This window comes from Aquimarina sp. MMG015, assembly GCF_018100855.1.
GTDB classification, from domain to species: Bacteria; Bacteroidota; Bacteroidia; order Flavobacteriales; family Flavobacteriaceae; genus Aquimarina; species Aquimarina latercula.
Genome location: NZ_JAGJEB010000015.1, coordinates 43,951 through 65,693, shown reverse-complemented (window position 1 = coordinate 65,693; position 21,743 = coordinate 43,951). Strand labels below are relative to the sequence as shown.

Sequence of the window (21,743 nt, the reverse complement as noted above, 5' to 3'; positions counted from 1 at the left end):
TTAGCGAACTAACTTTTTTGATTTTTCTTTAATAATATCTGCAACTGGTCTACTTTCGATATTGCTCTCCAGCCAAGATAAAATATCTAAATACAAAAATGCTCTTTTTTCGTAAGGATGATCCTCATATTGTTTTAGAGTTTTATGGAGTTTTCTAAACTCATCCTTAATTTGATGTGGAAATATATCTCCAAGGTTTTTCAGAAATTTAATCATCTCCTTTTGTACCTCATAAAGATCATCCATTTTAATTAAAAACCTATAAGTTTCTTTTAACTGGGTTTCTAGATGATAATCCATACCTGCCTCGTAATGAGCCACAAGACTTAATACTCTAGCAAAACACATTAAATCCTCACGCATCTTTAGTGACTTATTATTAATGATCTTGCTTAGATATTCTATGCACTTACGATGATCTGCCATCCCAAAATACAAACAACCTATTTTATAATATAAAACCATAATATGATGATCATCCAAACGGTTTTTATACTCGGTGATACCATCTAAAATCTCACTAACTAAATACTCTCCTTCATCAAAAGTACCTTCCAGAAAATGTACATTTAATCTATTATTATAAATAAATTGAAATGAAAGTACTTCAATATTATCATCTATCGGAAAATCATCCGATTTAATAGTTTTTTCAAACTTACTCAATGTCAATTTTAATTGTGTTTTATCCTGAATAAGATATAAGGATTCTAACAAATAATGATTTCCTCTAAGAAAAAATACCGGATTAAGAATGATCATTTTTGGGTTTTCATAGAAAAGATCAACCCATTTTTTAGAATATTTATAACAAGATAAAAAATCTTGAACCATAAAACTATACCACAAATGAGCTTTATATAACCATAGTTTTTCTCTAAAACCTAAAATATTCCAATCGTACTTGGGCAATTTACTTTCGAAATAATTAGTAATTACATTATGTTCCTTATCATTTCGCACATACCCGCTTTTTATCATCAAACCATACAACTGAAGTGACAGATTAGACAATCGACTTGTAAGCACATTTTTCATACTCAACATCTTTGCTTCTATGGTTAACTCATCTGCACGACTATTGATACTTCTTGTTATATATTGAGTTTCTATTACCTTTTCTAATTCTACTATTTCATAGGCAATATTATTCTCTTCGTTTTCTTTTGCTAAAGTTTTTGCTTTATCTAAAATCTTTAAACTTTGTTTATACAATCCTTTATGATATAAAATAGTAGCAAAATCAAGTTGTTCTCTTATTTGTGACCTGACATTCTGATGCAAAGGACTTAATCTAAGGCTGATCAAAATTTGTTTATATAAATGTGCTTTGAGATTAGATAATTGTTGTTTTTTTACAATCCCTTTAGCCACAATTAATTCTTCGTCTAAAGTTTCACTCTTATCTAAATGATTAAAAAGCGCTAAAAATTTAGAATCTGTATTTACACCAAGCCTGCCAACATATACCTTAAACTGTCGTTTTTCGGACTTAGATAGTGACTTCACTAAAACAAACAAAGGATCTTTTTGATCATTAGTCATTGTAAGAAAATATATTGTAATTAACTGATTAAAAAAGAGTTAAGTTTATTTAAAAACATTTCAACATTGTAAAACATGTAGCTAAATCCCTTCTTTTTGAATAACCAAAATATAAATTCGTAAGAGAATACTAAAACATCTTAGAATATATTTTCAAAAGAAATTATCAAAATTAACAATTCACATAATTCCTATGAGCGATAATAAAGTCCAAATTTTTGACACCACGTTAAGAGACGGAGAACAGGTCCCTGGTTGTAAATTAAATACGAAACAGAAGTTAGTGATTGCGGAGCGATTAGATCTTCTAGGAGTTGATGTAATAGAAGCTGGGTTTCCAGTTTCCAGTCCAGGGGATTTCACTTCTGTAAATGAAATTGCAAAAATTGTAAAAAACGCAACTGTTTGTGGATTAACAAGAGCCGTAGAAAATGACATTAAAGTGGCGGCAGAAGCTTTGAGATATGCCAAAAAACCAAGGATTCATACAGGAATTGGAACATCAGAATCACATATTAAATACAAATTTAATTCCACTCAAGACAAGGTAATTGAACGAGGAATTGCCGCAGTAAAATATGCTAAATCTTTTGTTGAAGATGTGGAGTTCTATGCAGAAGATGCTGGTCGTACAGATAATGAGTTTTTAGCCAAAGTTTGTGAAGCTATGATCAAAGCTGGAGCAACAGTACTTAATATTCCTGATACAACAGGTTATTGCCTACCAGAAGAATATGGTGAAAAAATAAAATATTTAAAAGAAAATGTAAAAGGTATTGATAATGTTATTATTTCTTGTCACTGTCATAATGATCTTGGGTTGGCAACAGCTAATTCTATTGCCGGAGCTATCAATGGTGCTAGACAAATAGAATGTACCATTAACGGTATTGGAGAACGTGCAGGAAATACTGCTCTAGAAGAAGTGGTAATGATTATGAAACAACATCCATATCTACACCTTAATACTGATATTAACTCTAGATTATTATACGACACTAGTTTAATGGTTTCTGAAAGTATGGGAATGATAGTACAGCCAAACAAAGCTATCGTTGGAGCAAATGCTTTTGCACATAGCTCAGGAATACATCAAGATGGAGTTATTAAAAATCGTGAAACATACGAAATTATTGATCCAGCAGAAGTTGGAGTTACGGAATCCGCCATTGTACTTACTGCTAGAAGTGGTAGAGCGGCATTAGCCTATAGAGCGAAAAAAATTGGATACGAATTAACAAAACTTCAACTAGATCAAGTGTACAAAGAATTCTTAAGCTATGCTGATAGAAAGAAAGAAGTAATTAATGATGATATTCATGAAATTATGAAAACTGTTCAAGTAGAAGCTGTCGCAGTAGCATAATTTTTTTCCTGATTACTTCCAGAATAACATAACATATGAAGAAGACATTATTTGATAAAGTTTGGGACGCTCATGTCGTCAAAGAAGTAGAGAATGGCCCTCAAATACTTTATATAGACCAACATCTTATCCACGAAGTTACAAGTCCACAAGCATTTAATGAACTTGAACAGCGTGGAATTCCTGTTTTAAGACCTAATCAAGTCGTTGCAACTGCTGATCATAATACACCAACCGTAGATCAGCATCTACCCATAAAAGATCCGTTATCTCGAAATCAGCTAGAGCAACTCACAAAGAATTGTGAGAAAAACAATATCACTCTTTATGGTCTTGGACATAAGTATAATGGAATTGTTCACGTAATGGCTCCAGAACTTGGTATTACACAACCAGGCATGACTATGGTTTGTGGTGATAGCCACACCTCTACCCACGGTGCATTTGGTTCTATTGCCTTCGGAATAGGAACCAGCCAGGTAGCCCAAGTATTTGCTAGTCAATGTTTATTACTACAAAAACCTAAAAGCCTTAGAGTAAGCGTAAATGGAAAATTACGATCTGGTGTACTACCAAAAGATGTTATACTGTACATAATTGCGAAACTAGGAACTAATGCTGGTACCGGATATTTCTGCGAATATGCAGGTAATGTATTTGAAGAGATGTCGATGGAAGGTCGTATGACCGTATGTAACATGAGTATCGAAATGGGAGCTCGTGGAGGTATGATTGCTCCTGATGAGACTACTTTCGAATATGTAAAAGGACGTGAGTTCGCTCCAAAAGGAGATGCATATGACAAAAAAGTAGCGTATTGGAAAACACTACCTACAGATCAAGGTGCTATTTTTGATAAAGAATACCATTTTGATGCAGCTGATATAGAACCTATGATTACCTATGGAACCAACCCTGGAATGGGGATTAAGGTTACTGAAAATATACCTTCAGAAAACAACGCTTCTTTCGAAAAATCATTAGCATATATGAATTTTGAAAAAGGACAATCTTTAATCAATCAACAAATTAATTACGTTTTTATAGGAAGCTGTACAAACAGTAGAATTGAAGATTTTAGAGTAGCAGCTAACTATATTAAAGGTAAGAAAAAAGCAGAAAGTGTAACAGCATGGTTGGTACCAGGATCACAACAAGTAGCTTCTCAAATTGTTGATGAAGGATTACACGATATTTTTGAAGAAGCCGGATTTAAACTAAGACAACCTGGATGCTCTGCTTGCTTAGCGATGAACGACGATAAAATACCTGAAGGAGCATATTGTGTTTCTACATCTAATAGAAATTTTGAGGGTCGTCAGGGACAAGGAGCTAGAACAATTCTTGCAAGTCCATTAATTGCCGCCGCGACAGCAGTTGAAGGAAAAATTATTGATATCACTAAACACCTAAATTAAAATTATGGATAAGTTTATCAAACTAACATCCACTGCAATACCATTGTCTATAGAAAATGTAGATACTGACCAAATCATTCCTGCTCGTTTTCTTAAAGCAACGGATCGAGAAGGTTTTGGAGAAAACCTTTTTAGAGATTGGCGTTTTCATAAAAACGGAAGTATTAATACCGATTTTGCACTAAATAACACCAATTACTCTGGTAGTATTCTAGTAGCGGGCGATAATTTTGGCTGCGGCTCTAGTAGAGAACATGCAGCTTGGGCTATTCATGATTATGGAATAAAAGTGGTTGTATCCAGTTTTTTTGCTGATATATTTAAGGGAAATTCACTAAACAATGGACTATTACCTGTTCAGGTATCGCCAGAATATCTTCAGGAACTATTTTCAGAAATCAAAAAAGATCCTTCTACGTCTATTGAAGTAGACTTAGAAGAACAGAAAATTACGATTCTTTCTTCAGGATCTTCAGCCAATTTTGAAATTAATAATTATAAAAAAATGTGCTTGATGAATGGCTATGACGACATTGATTTCTTAATTAGTAATCAATCAGAAATTGAAGCTTTCGAAAAAGCAAGGATATAATATACAAAGATCATAATTAGTTCATAGAAAACTATAAAGCTCATTATGATATAACAAACTACTTATGAAACTAGAAATTGCTGTATTATCAGGAGACGGAATTGGACCAGAAGTTACTGGTCAAGCCGTAAAAGCAATGGAAGCCATTGCGCATCGTTTTGATCATTTATTTACTTTTAAAGATGCTTTAGTTGGAGCTATAGCTATCGATAAAACTGGCAATCCATTACCAGATAAAACACTACAACTCTGTGCAGACACCGATGCAGTACTTTTTGGTGCTATTGGAGACCCCAAATATGATAATGATCCCAGTGCTCCTGTACGCCCAGAACAAGGATTATTGAGATTACGAAAAGAATTAGGTTTATATGCAAATATACGTCCGGTAAAAGCATATGAAACTTTGTTAGACAAGTCTCCTCTTAAAAGAGAAATAATAGAAGGTACTGATATTTCGATATACCGAGAGCTTACTGGTGGTATCTATTTTGGAAAAAAGCAGCTAAATGAAGAAGGAACAGTTGCTTCAGATTTATGTGAGTACTCCAAGGAAGAAATTGAACGCATCTCTCACCTGGCGTTTAAAGCAGCTCAAAAGAGAAGAAAAAAATTAACATTAGTAGACAAAGCTAATGTACTGGAATCTTCTCGTCTATGGAGGAAAGTAGTTACAGAAATTGCAAAAGAATATACTGATGTAGATTTAGATTTCTTATTCGTAGATAATGCTGCTATGCAAATGATTTTAAATCCTAGCCAATTCGATGTAATTTTGACAGAAAATATGTTCGGAGATATTATCTCTGATGAGGCCAGTGTAATTGGTGGTTCTATTGGCTTATTAGCGTCTGCTTCTGTTGGTGACACTTGTTGTATGTTCGAACCGATTCATGGATCCTATCCACAAGCAACAGGAAAAGGAATTGCTAATCCAATCGCGGCAATTCTTTCTGCAGCTATGTTATTGGAGCATTTTGATCTTATGGACGAAGCTAACGCAATAAAAGAAGCTGTAGAAAAGGCACTAGAGCTAAACATTACCACTCCTGATCTTAATAGTCTAAATCCTTTAACTACCGAAAAAGTTGGAGACTTTATATATGATTACATACTAAATCCAGAAGATTCTAATATCAATTTTGAAAATATACACGTAGGACAATCTACGATCATATAATATTAGTTATATATTTTTTTAAAAAGCAATCAGGTGGTTTCATCTGGTTGCTTTTATTTTTTATAATTGTTTTAAACATCAAGCTTAATTGGGCTTGGACTATATGGATATTAAGCTTATCAAAAACAGCCCTCATACACTATACAGTATACTCTCATATACTTCTCCGAAGGCTGAGGCTCTCGAAGCCGAAGAATCATGTATCTGGCTTCGACTACACTCAACCCTAACTTTTTTTCTATCACATAGAGAACCTTGAGCAGAGTCGAAGGGTCAGTTTTCATATTATTTCAAAAAAAATGAATTTTGATAGTAACATATTACAATCTCAAGACACTATATATTATAAAATAAAACCAAACGGGGAACTTTAGAAGAATAAAAATATAAAATTATTAAGGGATTTTAAACTGAAAAGCTCATTACCAAACAACTATTAAAACATTATAGTTTAATGACATTAAGAAGTTGTTAACAATCAGTTATTTAAACTATGGGATTACCTTATTCATATTATATTTGCGCCCTTCTTTTAAATACCAAAAGGTATAAACCCCAAAATGGAAGATTTAAATATAGTCAATTAATAATATTCAATTTTTTTAAATTATGAGTAAGTCATTGTTTTTTCTGTGTGTTTTAATTTCTAGTATTAGTGTTTTTGGACAAGATCATTATGAAAAGAAGTACTCACTTGGTCAACATTCTGGAGGTAAATGGTACAAGCTTATGAATTTTGATTTAAACGGAAATGGAAATCATAATTCAGTAAACATTTCTGTTAATTTTCACTACGTAAACACTTGGACAAAATATAATGGTACTGCAATCTTAAGACTTAGAGAAAATTCCACTAATGATTGGCAACACAAGGTTTCTGGAACAAATATGCCTGTTTTAAAATTCAAAAAAATATCTACCAAGGTATCTGAATTGTGGGCATTTTCTCAAAGTGGATGGGGGCATCTTTCCTTTACAGCTGTGGTTACTAAAGAAGCTCCGTTTATCGTCACTATAGCAGATACTCCTATAGAATCTTTAAACATCGACTCATTAGAAGATGTTCCAACAAAAGGCGATTGGTATTTTCCGTCTGGTAGAATAGAAATTGCTCAAGACGATAATCCAAATGAAGACAAAGGACTACTAATTACTGAAAAAAATAACTCTCAGAAAATTCACCTTCATCTTGCGGACAACGCAAGTGGTGAATATGGGTATTTATCCTTAGGAGGGCAAACTAGTTTAAGAGGAAATGGTAAACCATCCTATTTTGAAGGATTCGTTGGAATTGGTACAACAAATTCATCTGGTTTTAAATTAGCCGTAAACGGAAATATTAGAGCTAAAGAAATTAAAGTAGAAACCAATTGGGCGGATTATGTGTTTAAAGAAGATTACAACCTTCCTACCTTACAACAAGTAGAAGATCACATCAATACAAAAGGACACCTGATCAACATACCGTCCGCAGCAGAAGTAGCAGAAAATGGTATCCAATTAGGAGAAATGAATGCTAAACTTCTAGAGAAAATTGAAGAACTGACCTTGTACACGATTTCACAAGAGAAACGTATTAAATCCCTTGAAGACAAATTAAATAAAGTATTAGAAAATAACTAAATCTTAAAAGCATGAAAAAAATTATCTTATTGATACTTTGTATTACCAGTTTAGGATTAAACGCTCAAAATGAAATAAGCAAAACAGTTTCTGTAGATGGACCTGGTTGGAAAAAAGTTGCAAGACTTGATGGAGCGTATGGAAGAGGTTACAATGAAGTAACACTCTTAACTACTGGGGGTTCATCGACACCGAGAGTCGCTAAAATATCTTGGTTTAAAGGTTGGTCTGCTTATGGTGGTCTAAATCTTAGTTCAGTCAGTGACAATGGATATTGGTCTGATGCAAGAATTACTTATGATAGTACAAAAGCCTATTTAGAAATTAATTTTACTAGCGCAATACCAGTTTTAAAAGTCTATTTGGATCAATCTGCTTGGATAGGAGGAGACATTTTAGAAGGCATACTTCCCGTTGGCTCAGGTACGGTACTACTAACTGCAAAATTTGGAAGATTGAATTATGGAGAAAATGATTTATACTTAAGTTATGATGGGAATTTAGGTATAGGCAAGTCTAATCCGACCAAAAAATTAGATGTTAACGGCTCAATAGCTAGTCAAGAATTTCTAAGTGTTCAAAAAGGAGGTAGTTATTTAGTAAGTCTTAATGGACAAGAGCACGGATATATTACAGGAAGAAATTCTAGTTTTGAAAATAAATTTCTGATTGCGTCAAATGGAAATACATTTTTCAATGGAGGAAACGTAGGAATTGGAACCACAACTCCTGCTTATAAACTAGATGTTACCAGTACAGTTAGAGTTGGAGACGATAATTGGGGTGCTTTAATTATAAATGGTAAAGCAAAAAATGATTGGCTTTTTAACGCCCATAATGATGGAAATACTTTCGGTATAAGAACACAACGAGATAATGGAGAAGCTAGTTGGTCATATCAAATAATGACATTTCAACGTTCAACAGGTAATGTAGGTATCGGCACCACAACTCCAGACGCTAAACTAGCCGTAAATGGAAACATCCACACCAAAGAAGTAAAAGTAGATCTAATCGGCTGGGCGGATTATGTATTTAAAAAAGATTACAACCTCCCTACCCTACAACAAGTAGAAGATCATATCATAGAAAAAGGTCATTTAATCAACATCCCGTCAGCGGCAGAAGTAGAGAAAAACGGAATCCAATTAGGCGAGATGAACGCTAAACTTCTAGAGAAAATTGAAGAACTGACTTTATATACTATTGCGCAGGAGAAAAAGCTATACACTCAACAAAAAGAAATAGAAGTCCTCAAAAAACAAAACACCAAGATCAATGAATTGGAACAAAAATTAAATACCCTTTTAAAAACGAAGTAATTATGATTGAAAAGATAATTAGAATTTCTGTAGTAAGCTTTTTGTTTACATCGAGTATTATTGCGCAAAGTTTAGATACTGATGCACAGAATAATGGAGCAATGACCATTGGAAATGGTACTGGCACATTGATGCAATTTGCAGGAGCTCAGAAAGGAACGGATGATACCAATCAGTCGCAAGGTGGATTTGGTATTGTTACGGGCTCTAATCAAATTTCTCCAGTTGTATGGATGTATGGAAATACGGAGAAAAATGCTTTTCAGATTAAAAGAAAAGGATATGGGACTACAGTTCAAAGTGGAGTCACTCTATTTCAAGTAGGTGCAAATGGTAATGTCGGTATTGGAACAATAACTCCTGCTTATAAACTAGATGTTACCAGTACAGTTAGAGTTGGAGACGATAATTGGGGTGCTTTAATTATAAATGGTAAAGCGAAAAATGATTGGCTTTTTAACGCCCATAATGATGGAAATACTTTCGGTATAAGAACACAACGAGATAATGGAGAAGCTAGTTGGTCATATCAAATAATGACATTTCAACGTTCAACAGGTAATGTAGGTATAGGCACCACAACTCCAGATGCCAAACTAGCCGTAAATGGAAACATCCACACCAAAGAAGTAAAAGTAGATTTAATCGGTTGGGCAGATTATGTGTTTAAAGAAGATTACAACCTCCCTACCCTACAACAAGTAGAAGACCATATCTCTAATGAAGGTCACTTGATCAATATACCATCCGCGGCAGAAGTAGCAGAAAATGGTATCCAATTAGGAGAAATGAATACTAAACTTCTAGAGAAAATTGAAGAATTGACCTTGTATACTATTGCGCAGGAGAAGCAATTGAAATATTTTAAAAATGTAACTAAATCGTCTAAAGAAGCTATTAAAAAATTAAAACTTGAAAATGTCCATTTAGAAGACAGGCTTTCAAAATTAGAAGCCATGTTCATGGCTTTAGAAAAGTAACTTATTTTGTGCTTTAAAAAAGCACAGAGTACTTCCAACGATATTACCTATTAACAAAACTGTTATATCAATGAAAAAACCAATTAACTTAATAATTACCTTAGTACTACTATTAATTAGTGATTTATTATTTTCCCAAGATCCGAATGATATTCCTAAAATTTTCCCTGCTTCTCCAGAAGCATCTAATTTAGGTAGATTTGGAGAGATACCAGTAAATTTATCAGTGGGGATGGCTAACTTTTCTGTTCCTGTATATACCATTGAGGAACCAGGTTTTCAACTCCCTATTTCTGTGAATTATCAACATAATGGTTTAGTTGTTGATCAAATACCGGGACATTTGGGAATGGGATGGAGTTTAAGTTCTGGTGGAATGATCACTAGACAAATGAAAGGACGTCCGGATGAAGATCCTGCTGGATATATAGGGAATCAAATGACAGGGAAAAATATAGTAATTCCTTACATCAATAATCTATTAACTCCACAAAGAGAAAGTGATGTTAATCAATTAGCATCAGAAAATCTTATCGATTTACAACCCGATAAATTTATTGCAAGTGCAGGGAATATGAACGTCACGTTCTATTTTGATGAAAATAGAAATCCTGTCATAAAACCTTATAAACCATATAAAATTGAGTTCATAAATAATGATTTCTCGTTAAATCAGGGCATAAAAATAACGGATGACAATGGTATTCAATATTTTTTCCAAGAAAAAGAAACAACTAAACGTACACTACCAATATCTTTAGGTGAAATTGCAGGTTCAATGAGGGATGGCTATACATCTGGATGGAAGTTATCGAGAGTTGTATTAATAAATAATGAAGAGATAACCTTCAATTATGATGCGACCTTACATTATCAAAGTACGAAATCTCAAAGTTTTAAAGAATGGATCGAAGGAGATTCAAATTGCTTCGGTAGTCCATTATCTACCTCAACACGTAATTATGAAATAACTTCTAAAATCATAAAAAACATAACGTTTCCAAAAGGAAAAATAGAATTTGAAAATACTATTGTAACTCTTTCTGACAACAACGATAATAAAAACAGATATTTATCTCATCTTGATAAAATACATATTATTAATCAAAGTGATAAGCTAATAAACACCTATGACTTTTATTATGATGATCTAAACAAAACAAGAAAGCTTTTAACTCAAGTTAGGATTAATAACGATACTAAGAATTTATATGATTTTGAATACTATGGGTCACCACCTGATAACATTAATTTTTACAAGCAAGATTTTTGGGGTTATTACAACTCAAATCCAAATAATTTTTTGATTAATTCTTACAATACATTCGATGTTTATGGAGGAAGAAAACCAGATTTTGAAAAAACAAGAATAGGTGCTCTTAAAAAAATCATATACCCTACAAAAGGTTCTTCAGAAATTGAATATGAACTCAACTCAGTAGAAGCTGAAACTAATAGTGTTCCTTATACATGTCAAAATGCTGAATTAGAAGTTGTGGGTAGTAGATATGTTGGGTTAAATTGGTTAGAGCAAAATGGAGGAGAAAGTTACAAAACTGAGAGCTTAACTTTTACAGTTGAAGAAGGGCTTCAATATGTTTCAATCTATATGAATCTTAAAAAAATAGCTAATGGTAATAATCCTTTTCAAAATTTTGTATACGGAAAAGCAAGTGCATCCTTAACAAATATAGATGGTGTAAATGTAGGTTGTGCAGACATACAATGTTATAGTGGCCCTCCAGGCGAAGATGGATGCGATGGTGTATTTCGTTCTATCGGAGGACCAACACATTTTTCTCCTGGAGAAAAAAGTTTAAGTAGACGCTATAGATTAAAACCTGGAACATACATCTTAAAGGTAGAAGTTCAAAATTATGGTGTCCAATTTGATACAGGAATGGTTATAACAGCTTCTGCTACTGTATCAAAAGAAACTGCCCAGGAAACGACGACAGAGACTGCTGGTATAAGAATTTCTAAAATAAAAAACTGTCCAAATAATAGTAATTCTGAATGCATCGAAAAAGAATATCTATATGAAGACGAGAATGGAACAAGTTATGGGAAGTTATTTAGAAAACGAAATATAACAAAATATAGATTAAATGAAGTAAATAACACGATTGGAAATGGTGTTTGCGGCGCTATTTATGATGTGTATTCTAGTAGTAGTAATGTCCCTTTAGGATATTTTACAGGCTCTCATGTTTTTTATGATACAGTTATTGAAAGGATTAAAGGAAGCAACAATAGTTACCTAGGTTTTACTAAAAAAGAATTTATATGTAGTCCAGTAGAACAAAACTTAACTTTCCCTTTTTTAGATGTTGATAATAAAGAATTTAAAAATGGAAAACCATTAAAAGAAGAAATTTATAATAACTCTTCTCCCATTCCTATTTCTACTAAAGAATATAGGTATGACTTTGATGGTGATGGAACCCCTCTCAATAGTATAAATCAACGTGTTTACATCCTTAATATTGGTGTATCCACAGCTAATAATACTGAGTCTGGTTCAAATGGATATACAAGTAACAATACCATCTTTAGAAACAATATAGATCGTGAATGGTTAACTACTGAAATAAGCACAGAACTATTAAACAATTCTAACCTTATCCGTATTAAAAATTATAACTATTCGAATCCTCAAGGACATATACAAGAACAAGAAGTAATCGATAGTAGAAATGAATCTTATAAAACTAGTTATGAATACCCATATACATTAAATAGTACTATAAATAATGATTTGATAATTAAAAATAGAGTAGCTACACCACTAAAAATAACAGTTACAAAAAATGATTTTCCATTATCTAATCAAGAAACATCTTATCGTGAATGGAGCAGTAATATTATAAGTCCAGAATATATAAAATCGTCTAAAAATGAAAATGTATTAGAAAATCGTCTTCAGTATTACGACTATGATGATCAAGGAAACCCATTAGAAGTTTCTAAAGCTGATGGTGCTCATATCAGTTATATCTGGGGATACAACAAACAATATCCGGTAGCAAAAGTAGAAAATGCTACTAGAGCTGAAATCGAAGCACTATCCGGATTTGGAGCTGATTTCCATACGGGATCCGGCGGATTAACTGCTGTTCAGGAAACTAGACTAAGGAGTTTACCTAATGCTATGGTTAGTACTTATCTATATGAACCTTTAATAGGCGTCACCAGTATGACAGATCCACGAGGATATACCATGACCTATCATTATGACGAGTTTAATAGATTAAAATTCGTAAAAGATGCAGATGGTAATCTGGTATCAGAAAATCAATATAACTACAAAAACTAAGTAACGGATGAAAAATATTATAGAACATAGTATAATGGCCCTACTAGTTTTAGTAGGTATGACTGCTACTGCTCAGGTAGCGGATACAGTAATAATAGAAGATGAAACCATAAATGCATCCAGTGATCCAGCATTGCTGAATGTAAGAGCTGGTCAATCGATCACAATTAAGCCAAACACTTGGATACAATCAGGAACTGTTTTTACAGCAATTGTAACAGCAGACGCATATATACCACATATTTTAAATACAGACGAAAATTATGTATTTACTAGAGCTTTTCAATCACCGATCACAGAAACTATGTTATTGGATCCTACTATTGGAATCAAAAACAATAGTGATGTAATAGAAAATATCACGTATTTTGATGGATTAGGTCGTGATAAACAACAAGTTGATATCAAAGCCTCTCCAGATAAAAAAGATATTGTAACCCATATTGATTATGATGACTATGGGAGACAGGACAAACAATATTTACCTTTCGAAAGACAAGCTGGAGATGTAGGAAGTTATACTACTGTGGATATTACTGATAATATTAATATATATTATCAGACTAAATACCAGGAAGATTTCACGGGAGTAACTACAGCGAATATTAATGCCTATTCGGAAAGTATTTTTGAAGCATCTCCACTAAACAGAGTTTTAGAACAAGGAGCTCCAGGAAAAGATTGGAAAGCAGATGATCAAGTGGATACTGATCATACGATTAAATTTGATTGGACTACCAATGAAGCAGATGAAGTGGTCTATTTTAAAGTAAATTTTCATCTAGATAACACAGAGGTACCTATCTTAGTAAAAGATGCGTACTATGACCCTAATGAACTAATGGTTACCATTACCAAAGATGAAAATTGGCAACCTGGACAAACATACCCAGAAGATCATACAACCAAAGAGTATACAGATAAATTAGGACGAGTAGCGTTGAAACGTACTTTTGATCAAGGAGTATCGCACGATACGTATTATGTATATGATGATTTTGGGAATTTGACCTATGTAATCCCACCAAAGGTTGATATTACAGACGGAGTATCTCCAGAAGAACTTTCCGAACTGTGTTATCAATATAAATATGATCGTAGAAATCGATTGGTAGAAAAGAAAATACCAGGTAAAGGATGGGAATATATTATCTATAACAAACTAGATCAGCCGATTCTTACTCAAGATGCAGTACAACGACCCAAAAGAGAATGGCTTTGTACCAAATATGATGCATTTGGTAGGGTCGTATTTACGGGGCTAGAAAAGTTTCCTTGGGATACGACTAGAGCAGGCTTACAAAACAATCTTGACAACGATACGATACCAGAGTATGAGGATAGAACTGATGGTTTTATAGATGTAAATGGAACAAAATTGTATTATAGTAATAACACTTTTCCTGGTGGAGGCGATATTCTTACGATCAATTACTATGATAATTATGACTTTGATTGGGATTATGGAGGAGGATTTATATATCATCCAGATCTTAATAATGCATATGATCAACCGCACGCCACAAGTTTAAAAGGATTAGCAACAGGATCCAAGGTTCGCATATTAGGAACGGATAAATGGATTGTCTCTTATACTTTATATGATAAAAAGGGCAGACCCATCTATGTTGCAAGTTTTAACGAATACTTAGGAACAGTAGATATTGTAAGTAGCAAGTTAGATTTTGCAGGAAAAGTAGAAGAAACAACAACAATACATCGTAAAACAGGTCAAGCAGAGATACGAACAATTGATACCTTTACCTACGATCATATGGGTAGATTGTTAGATCAAAAACAAACCATTAATAATCAAGCAGAAGAACACCTCATAGCTAATACTTATGATGAATTAGGGCAATTGGAGTCTAAAGAAGTAGGCGGTGGATTACAAGATGTAGATTACACTTATAATGTACGAGGATGGTTAAACAAGATTAATAATGACAACAAAAATGACAATGATTTGTTTGATTTTAGTATCGCTTATAACGATATTACGGATGTGACTAAAAAACTATATAATGGTAATATAAGTCAAACTAGTTGGAGTACTGCAAGTGTTAATAATACTAGCAATCCAGAAAGCAGCCAATATATATATAGCTATGATGCACTAAACCGTATTAAAACCGCTATTGACAATACAGGTAATTATGATCTATCCAATGTTACATATGATAAAAACGGAAATATCTTAAACCTAGAAAGAAAAGGAAACCTTAATACAGCGGTTACTAGTTTTGGTGTTATGGACAACTTAACCTATACCTACAACGAAAATGGAATAGGAAATCAATTATTAAAAGTGGTTGATGCAGCAAATGATTTGCAAGGCTTTAAAGATAGTCTAACAAATGAAAATGATTATCTTTATGATGATAATGGAAATATGACTAAGGACGGTAACAAAAATATTACTGCAATCACTTACAATCATCTCAATCTACCGACAAGGGTTGTGTTTCAATCCTTTGGTACAGAACCTGATAAGTATATTGCGTATATCTATGATGCAACTGGAATTAAGTTAGAAAAACAAGTACAAGAAGCTGTAATTTTGGATAATAGCGGAGTCGTTCCTACATATGGTACCAATACTATAATAACAGAATACGCTGGTAATTATATCTATAAAGGAAATCAAACTGGCGGAGGCGGCTCTAGCTCTTTTAGAGCATCAAATAGCGGTATTATCACCAGTTTAGAGTTTATGAATCACCCAGAAGGGTATGTAGAGCCTAATGGAACCAATGGATTCGATTATATCTACCAATACAAGGACCATTTAGGAAATATTAGATTGTCTTACTCAGATAAAAATAAAGATGGAGATATTGATATAATTTCGGGTTCTGCGGAGAATGAAATCATAGAAGAAAAAAATTATTATCCTTTTGGAATCGAACATAAGGGTTACAATAATGTGATATCTGGAGTTCCACACAATTATAAATATAATGGTAAAGAGCATCAGCAAGAACTTGGTCTTGATTGGTATGATTTTGGTTGGAGAAACTACGATGCTTCTGTTGGACGCTGGATGAATATTGATCCACACTCTGAAAATTATTCTTCTTTAAGTCCTTATAATTCTTTTGCAAATAACCCTATATCTTTTGTAGATCCTGATGGTAGAGATTTATTGTTCTGGCAACAAAATGATGATGGAGAATGGGAACAAGTTCAATTTGATCAATTGAGTAAAGAAGTTCAAGAATCTTTGACTGCTTTTGCGAAAACCGATGAAGGTTTTAGCTTCTTGTCTAATTTCGCAAATGAAGGAGATAAAATAGGTGATGTTGAGTTTGGAGAAACTGGTCAATATGCAAAGCACGAGTTGTCTTTTGGAGAGTTCAACTATTATGGTGGAGCAAGTGGTTCTTCAAAAGCTAAGCAAAAAAATGGAGATGATAAACTAACCTTTGAGTGGACACTTAATTCAGCTTATCGAGGTGATCAAAAAAGTGATGGTATCGACCCAACAGCATCTAATGCGATAACTAATGGACACGAAGCATTTATTCATTATTCACAATATATTGATGAATTGATAGAAGCTTTTGATAGTGGTGATATGGATAGAGTTAATGAAATTTTTAAAGAAAGAAAGGCAATAGCAAGAAACGGTGGAGGAAGATCTGAACACAATGATTTTCTAGATAGTAAATCCGAATTTAAACAAATGAGAACTTATTTAACTCAGTTAAAAAAGGTTTTAAATCCATCAAGCGTTAATAAAGCTTTGAAAGCACATAATAAGAATTTAGAAAGAAGAAGAAATTAGAATGAAATATTTATTATCCATTTTCATAATTATTCAGTTCTTTTCTTGTAGTCAGAAAACTACAATTAATGAAACATATTATTATAGCATCTTTGATGAAGAAAATAATGTCAAAGGTTATTTTAAAAGAATTATAACAAATAACAAAAACAAAAGAGTAGATTCAATTTTTCGTTATGATAAACAAAAAGAATTACAAAATACTCGCCTTGAGGAATTTAGTATAAAAGAAGGAGTTGTAAAATCCTCTAATGGGAGAGATTTATTAATAATAAGTAAAAAAGACTCTTGTTATTCTCATTTTAGCACATCAAATAATGAATATAAATCTTGTTATTTAGGTAAGTCAAAGCTAAACTTGACAGATATGGCTTATGATAATTCTTATAAATTTCTAATTACCGAAATTATAACAGATGGTTTATCGAATTACAGATATTATGATGAAGATTTTGTATTACTTAGACAAGAATATAAGGATGGTTTTTTAGATTATTATAGAATAGATAGAGTCAATAAAATAGAAGGCCTAAAATAGAAATTTTCATAAAATTTTAAAATCAAAACCGTCCAAGTGGCGGTTTTTTTTATGTTCTAACTATAATGAAGTATCGTCATATTATCGAGGTTCAAACCAATTACCTCGTTATTTTCCATTACAGTTTTGATACCTGATATTCTAGATGAATAATTTTTTACTTTACTAACTATACCTTCTGTTTTTCCTTTTACTAGACATCTAAAATTAGTAAGACCATTAATATTATTAAGATCATCAAAATCTAATTCAAAAGGATGAAACACATCAACTTTTATGATTCTCTCGTATAATCCTTCAATAGTATAGTTTTGAAAATACCAGCTCCTGTCTCGTCCTAAAAAAAGTTTACATATTTTATATAATTATCTAAAATAGATTTACAACTTATTCTTAATCCTATTATTGGTTTACAATCCAGTATGATTAATAAATAAAACTTTAACACTACTATAACAAAATTTGCTAAAAACAAGCGAAACCTACTTATGTAAGTACTCAGGGTGTACTTACATAAGTGGGTACGTAAACATAAAACCTTCGTGTTGGGTACTTATGCAAATAGGTACTCTTAACAGAGAATCAGGCATGGGGTACTTCCAAAACAGGATAGAGGTACGTCAAACAGAGGCATGACTAGGTAAAAACAGAAGTACCACTTCTGTCAGAGCTAAGTGGTACTTTCATCAGAGCTTAGTGTAACCTGTGTTTGAGGTACCCACTTGGTACTTCGATAGTAGGGAGAGGGTACATATGAAACACCCCATTAGGCAACCATGTTATGTTAATTTTTTAACAGGTAGGTATACTAGACATGCTTGCACCAACTTCAACTTGGGCTAGAAGAGATATAAAAAGTGTTCATTGGACTTCGGCTACGCTCAGTCCTCGTTTTTTTAATACATCTGGAATCACAAACAGAATCTAGAAGTGAGTCGCTAAGTTTTTTGTACCTTCTATCCATGAAGACTTTTGTATTCCTTTTGACGCTATTACCAATTCTATCTTTCTCCCAAGATCTTGATAAACACCGATGGGAGGATCGCTTGATTTTGGTATTATCAGACTCCTATAAAAACCCCAAATTAGTTAAACAACTAAAGGAATTTAAAAACAAATCGAAAAATCTACAGGATAGAAAGCTAATAGTATATCAGATAACACCTAACTCCTATCAAACAGGAATAGATAAAAACACATCTACCAAAAGTAATGCTGTTTACAAGGGGTATAATCCATCTAATGAAGACTTTAAAATTATCCTAATTGGATTAGATGGCGGTATAAAATTAAAGTCAAACAAGGTATTATTATCTACACAAATTTTTGACCAAATCGATCAAATGCCAATGCGTAGACAAGAATTGAGAATTAAAAATTAAACCAATCAGTTTATTATCTACAATAGATTCCAGATCAAGTCCGGAATGACATAACTTATTTAGAATCCTTATCATTTTCTGTGGATTCCGAATCAAGTCCGGAATGACATATGCTCACGTTCTGCGATAATTTTTAACTTAGCTGCACAAATTAAACAGTCTTCAAATACGCTAACACATTCTCTTCTATCCTACTATCAATATTAGAAACATCCGCTTTTTCAAAAGAAGTTCCTGTTATATTCTCGAATAACTCAATATAACGATCTGATACAGAATTTATATACTCATTACTCATATCTGGAATTTGTTGTCCTTCTTTTCCCTGGAAACCATTACTGATTAACCATTGTCTTACAAACTCTTTGGATAATTGTTTTTGAGCTTCTCCTTTTTGCTGTCTTTCTTCATATCCTTCTGCATAAAAATAACGCGAAGAATCCGGAGTATGGATTTCATCTATCAAGACTATTTTTCCATCTTTTGTTTTTCCAAATTCATATTTGGTATCTACCAAGATCAGCCCTCTTTCTGCAGCAATCTCTGTTCCTCTCTGGAATAATTTTCTAGTATAATCCTCAAGAACTATGTAATCCTCTTCAGAAACAATGCCTTTTGCTAAAATTTCTTCTCTAGAGATATCCTCATCGTGCTCTCCATTATCAGCTTTAGTCGATGGAGTAATAATAGGTTCGGGAAACTTATCATTTTCCTTCATCCCATCAGGCATGGCAACACCACACAAAATTCTTTTACCAGCCTTATATTCCCTAGCAGCGTGACCAGATTGGTATCCTCTAATCACCATCTCTACCTTAAAAGGATCACAAAGATGCCCTACAGCTACATTAGGATCTGGAGTAGCGATTAACCAATTAGGTACTAAATCTTCTGTAGCCTTCATCATCTGAGTAGCAATCTGATTCAGTATTTGTCCTTTAAAAGGAATCCCTTTTGGCATGACTACATCAAATGCAGATAAACGATCTGTAGCAATCATTACCAACAGATCATCATTTATATTGTATACTTCTCTTACTTTTCCTTTATAAACAGATTTCTGTCGAGGAAAACTATAATTTGTATCTGTAATCGTATTCATAATAGTATCTTAGTTGTGGAGTATGTGAGTATCTTAAAAATAAATAATGGTGACTACTCGTTAGATTTTGATTTTAAATGTCTTTTAAATGAGGTTATCATTTTGGATAATTCGGTAATATCTGATCTATTTCTTTCATCCTGATCTTCCCTAATAAAACCTCTTAATTTTGCTTTAGTACTGCAAACAATACATTCATGCGCACTATCCCAAGCCATTTGAAGATATCTATTAAACTGAGCATTAGAACTTGCAGAGCCTTCTGCTATATTTAATGCTACCGAATCCGCTGCTCTAATGAACTGAGAAGCTAATCTATACATTTCTTCCTTCGGAAAAGAAGCTATCTGATTATTTACCGATTCCCCAAACTCAATAGCTTTATTGTAAATAATTAAATCTTCAAATTTAAAATGATACTTACTTTTCAATGTATCTCCTTTTAATATCAAAATAATACAACAATCTTTACAAAACTTAGAATATATTTTATTGAAAGGCTCACCTCTCAAAAACTCACATATTCACCTCTAAATTAATCGTTTCTGTTTTCTATTTCTTTATATGCCGCAATCACCTTTTTTACCAATTTATGACGGATCACGTCTTTATCATCTAAGTGTATTACTCCAATTCCCGAAACTCCTTTTAACACTAATAATGCTTCTTTTAGACCAGATGTTACTCTACGCGGTAAATCAATCTGTCCAGGATCACCGGTAATCATAAATTTTGCATTTTTACCCATACGGGTCAAGAACATCTTCATTTGAGCATGCGTGGTATTTTGTGCTTCATCTAGAATTACAAACGCATTATCCAAAGTACGTCCTCGCATAAATGCCATCGGAGCAATTTGTATCACTCCTTTTTCTATAAAACTTTCTAGTTTTTCTGGAGAGATCATATCGCGTAATGCATCATATAATGGCTGCATATACGGATCCAATTTTTCCTGTAAATCTCCAGGTAAAAATCCTAAATTCTCTCCTGCTTCTACTGCAGGGCGTGTAAGTATGATTCTCTTTACTTGTTTTTCTTTCAATGCTTTCACAGCTAAAGCAACACCTGTATATGTTTTACCAGTTCCTGCAGGTCCAATAGCAAAAACCATATCATTCTTATACGTCAATTCCACCAACTTACGCTGATTTGCTGTCTGCGCTTTAATCGCCTTACCTCCTACTCCGTGAACAAGTGTTTCTCCACTAACAGCAGAAGTTTCATAATCGGCCTTAGTATCACTAGTAAGTACACGTTCTATAACATTCTCATCAAGTTTGTTGTATTTTCCAAAATGTTCCAAAAGCATATTAAGGCGTGCATCGAATTCCTCGAGCATCTCCTCATCACCATATACTTTCATTTTACTTCCTCTAGCTACAATTTTTAACTTAGGAAAGTATTTTTTCAATAATTGGATATTACTATTCTGAAGTCCGAAAAACTCCCGTGGATTGATTTCTGTCAGTTCAATAATAAGTTCGTTCAAAAGCTATAGAAATTTTAGTATGATTTGTTTTTTGGATTGACTAAGTTTGTGCTCCCAATAGCTATTGGGATTGTTTGAAGTTTTTGTCGGGGAATCAAAA

At 33.0% G+C, this 21,743-nt stretch carries 16 protein-coding genes; 11 read left to right on the top strand and 5 right to left on the bottom strand.

The genetic code is table 11. From position 1 onward, the window contains the following. The gene (locus J8L88_RS21310; RefSeq protein WP_211061793.1) at nt 1-1,545 is read right to left on the bottom strand and encodes a hypothetical protein; all 1,545 of its coding nucleotides are present in this window, start codon (nt 1,543-1,545) and stop codon (nt 1-3) included. Between the two features lie 193 nt (nt 1,546-1,738). Between J8L88_RS21310 and J8L88_RS21305 the strand changes: the two genes are divergently transcribed. The 10 genes from J8L88_RS21305 (at nt 1,739) to J8L88_RS21260 (ending at nt 17,667) form a co-directional block, all read left to right on the top strand. Further along, nucleotides 1,739-2,911 carry a 2-isopropylmalate synthase gene (locus tag J8L88_RS21305; RefSeq protein WP_118386603.1) on the top strand — a complete coding sequence of 391 codons (1,173 nt, stop codon included), beginning with the start codon at nt 1,739-1,741 and terminating at the stop codon, nt 2,909-2,911. A 35-nt stretch (nt 2,912-2,946) separates the two neighbouring features. After that, nucleotides 2,947-4,329 (top strand): 3-isopropylmalate dehydratase large subunit, encoded by a 1,383-nt coding sequence (gene leuC / locus J8L88_RS21300; RefSeq protein WP_211061792.1) that lies wholly within the window; start codon nt 2,947-2,949, stop codon nt 4,327-4,329. A gap of 4 nt (nt 4,330-4,333) precedes the next feature. Continuing rightward, complete coding sequence (gene leuD / locus J8L88_RS21295; RefSeq protein ID WP_211061791.1) at nt 4,334-4,921, top strand: 3-isopropylmalate dehydratase small subunit; 588 nt, start codon at nt 4,334-4,336, stop codon at nt 4,919-4,921. Between the two features lie 64 nt (nt 4,922-4,985). Continuing rightward, nucleotides 4,986-6,101, top strand: a complete 1,116-nt coding sequence (gene leuB / locus J8L88_RS21290; RefSeq protein ID WP_027394003.1) for a 3-isopropylmalate dehydrogenase — start codon at nt 4,986-4,988, stop codon at nt 6,099-6,101. 609 nt (nt 6,102-6,710) lie between these two features. Continuing rightward, on the top strand, nt 6,711-7,724 hold the full coding sequence (locus J8L88_RS21285) for a hypothetical protein (RefSeq protein ID WP_211061790.1): 1,014 nt from the start codon (nt 6,711-6,713) through the stop codon (nt 7,722-7,724). A gap of 11 nt (nt 7,725-7,735) precedes the next feature. After that, nucleotides 7,736-9,046, top strand: a complete 1,311-nt coding sequence (locus tag J8L88_RS21280; protein WP_211061789.1) for a hypothetical protein — start codon at nt 7,736-7,738, stop codon at nt 9,044-9,046. 2 nt (nt 9,047-9,048) lie between these two features. Next, nucleotides 9,049-10,026 carry a hypothetical protein gene (locus J8L88_RS21275; RefSeq protein WP_211061788.1) on the top strand — a complete coding sequence of 326 codons (978 nt, stop codon included), beginning with the start codon at nt 9,049-9,051 and terminating at the stop codon, nt 10,024-10,026. Nucleotides 10,027-10,096: 70 nt separating this feature from the next. Next, a complete protein-coding gene (locus tag J8L88_RS21270; protein ID WP_211061787.1) occupies nt 10,097-13,342 on the top strand; it encodes an RHS repeat domain-containing protein in 3,246 nt (1,081 codons plus the stop codon). A 7-nt stretch (nt 13,343-13,349) separates the two neighbouring features. Then, nucleotides 13,350-17,129, top strand: a complete 3,780-nt coding sequence (locus J8L88_RS21265) for a DUF6443 domain-containing protein (protein ID WP_211061786.1) — start codon at nt 13,350-13,352, stop codon at nt 17,127-17,129. Nucleotide 17,130: 1 nt separating this feature from the next. Next, on the top strand, nt 17,131-17,667 hold the full coding sequence (locus J8L88_RS21260; RefSeq protein WP_211061785.1) for a hypothetical protein: 537 nt from the start codon (nt 17,131-17,133) through the stop codon (nt 17,665-17,667). Between the two features lie 56 nt (nt 17,668-17,723). Here the strand turns inward: J8L88_RS21260 and J8L88_RS21255 are convergent, their stop codons facing one another. Then, nucleotides 17,724-17,933, bottom strand: a complete 210-nt coding sequence (locus J8L88_RS21255; protein WP_211061784.1) for a hypothetical protein — start codon at nt 17,931-17,933, stop codon at nt 17,724-17,726. Between the two features lie 696 nt (nt 17,934-18,629). On the opposite strand from J8L88_RS21255, the gene J8L88_RS21250 reads away from it, so the two are divergent. Next, nucleotides 18,630-19,049 (top strand): DUF4174 domain-containing protein, encoded by a 420-nt coding sequence (locus tag J8L88_RS21250; RefSeq protein WP_211061783.1) that lies wholly within the window; start codon nt 18,630-18,632, stop codon nt 19,047-19,049. A 151-nt stretch (nt 19,050-19,200) separates the two neighbouring features. On the opposite strand, the gene J8L88_RS21245 is transcribed toward J8L88_RS21250, so the two are convergent. The 3 genes from J8L88_RS21245 to J8L88_RS21235 all read right to left on the bottom strand — a co-directional run bounded on the left by J8L88_RS21245 (nt 19,201) and on the right by J8L88_RS21235 (nt 21,643). After that, nucleotides 19,201-20,151: a phosphoribosylaminoimidazolesuccinocarboxamide synthase gene (locus J8L88_RS21245; RefSeq protein WP_211061782.1), complete on the bottom strand. Its 951-nt coding sequence runs from the start codon at nt 20,149-20,151 to the stop codon at nt 19,201-19,203. A gap of 53 nt (nt 20,152-20,204) precedes the next feature. Beyond that, nucleotides 20,205-20,582 (bottom strand): four helix bundle protein, encoded by a 378-nt coding sequence (locus tag J8L88_RS21240; RefSeq protein WP_211061781.1) that lies wholly within the window; start codon nt 20,580-20,582, stop codon nt 20,205-20,207. Nucleotides 20,583-20,686: 104 nt separating this feature from the next. Continuing rightward, on the bottom strand, nt 20,687-21,643 hold the full coding sequence (locus J8L88_RS21235; protein ID WP_027394006.1) for a PhoH family protein: 957 nt from the start codon (nt 21,641-21,643) through the stop codon (nt 20,687-20,689). Nucleotides 21,644-21,743: the final 100 nt, after the last annotated feature.

Excerpts from the sequence above, each read along its gene's own strand:
- J8L88_RS21280 (WP_211061789.1), top strand. The coding sequence starts at position 7,736 with ATGAAAAAAATTATCTTATTGATACTTTGTATTACCAGTTTAGGATTA.
- J8L88_RS21260 (WP_211061785.1), top strand. The coding sequence starts at position 17,131 with ATGAAATATTTATTATCCATTTTCATAATTATTCAGTTCTTTTCTTGT.
- J8L88_RS21285 (WP_211061790.1), top strand. The coding sequence starts at position 6,711 with ATGAGTAAGTCATTGTTTTTTCTGTGTGTTTTAATTTCTAGTATTAGT.
- leuD (WP_211061791.1), top strand. The coding sequence starts at position 4,334 with ATGGATAAGTTTATCAAACTAACATCCACTGCAATACCATTGTCTATA.
- J8L88_RS21250 (WP_211061783.1), top strand. The coding sequence starts at position 18,630 with ATGAAGACTTTTGTATTCCTTTTGACGCTATTACCAATTCTATCTTTC.
- J8L88_RS21270 (WP_211061787.1), top strand. The coding sequence starts at position 10,097 with ATGAAAAAACCAATTAACTTAATAATTACCTTAGTACTACTATTAATT.
- J8L88_RS21245 (WP_211061782.1), bottom strand. The coding sequence starts at position 20,151 with ATGAATACGATTACAGATACAAATTATAGTTTTCCTCGACAGAAATCT.
- leuB (WP_027394003.1), top strand. The coding sequence starts at position 4,986 with ATGAAACTAGAAATTGCTGTATTATCAGGAGACGGAATTGGACCAGAA.
- J8L88_RS21305 (WP_118386603.1), top strand. The coding sequence starts at position 1,739 with ATGAGCGATAATAAAGTCCAAATTTTTGACACCACGTTAAGAGACGGA.
- J8L88_RS21275 (WP_211061788.1), top strand. The coding sequence starts at position 9,049 with ATGATTGAAAAGATAATTAGAATTTCTGTAGTAAGCTTTTTGTTTACA.
- J8L88_RS21310 (WP_211061793.1), bottom strand. The coding sequence starts at position 1,545 with ATGACTAATGATCAAAAAGATCCTTTGTTTGTTTTAGTGAAGTCACTA.
- J8L88_RS21265 (WP_211061786.1), top strand. The coding sequence starts at position 13,350 with ATGAAAAATATTATAGAACATAGTATAATGGCCCTACTAGTTTTAGTA.
- leuC (WP_211061792.1), top strand. The coding sequence starts at position 2,947 with ATGAAGAAGACATTATTTGATAAAGTTTGGGACGCTCATGTCGTCAAA.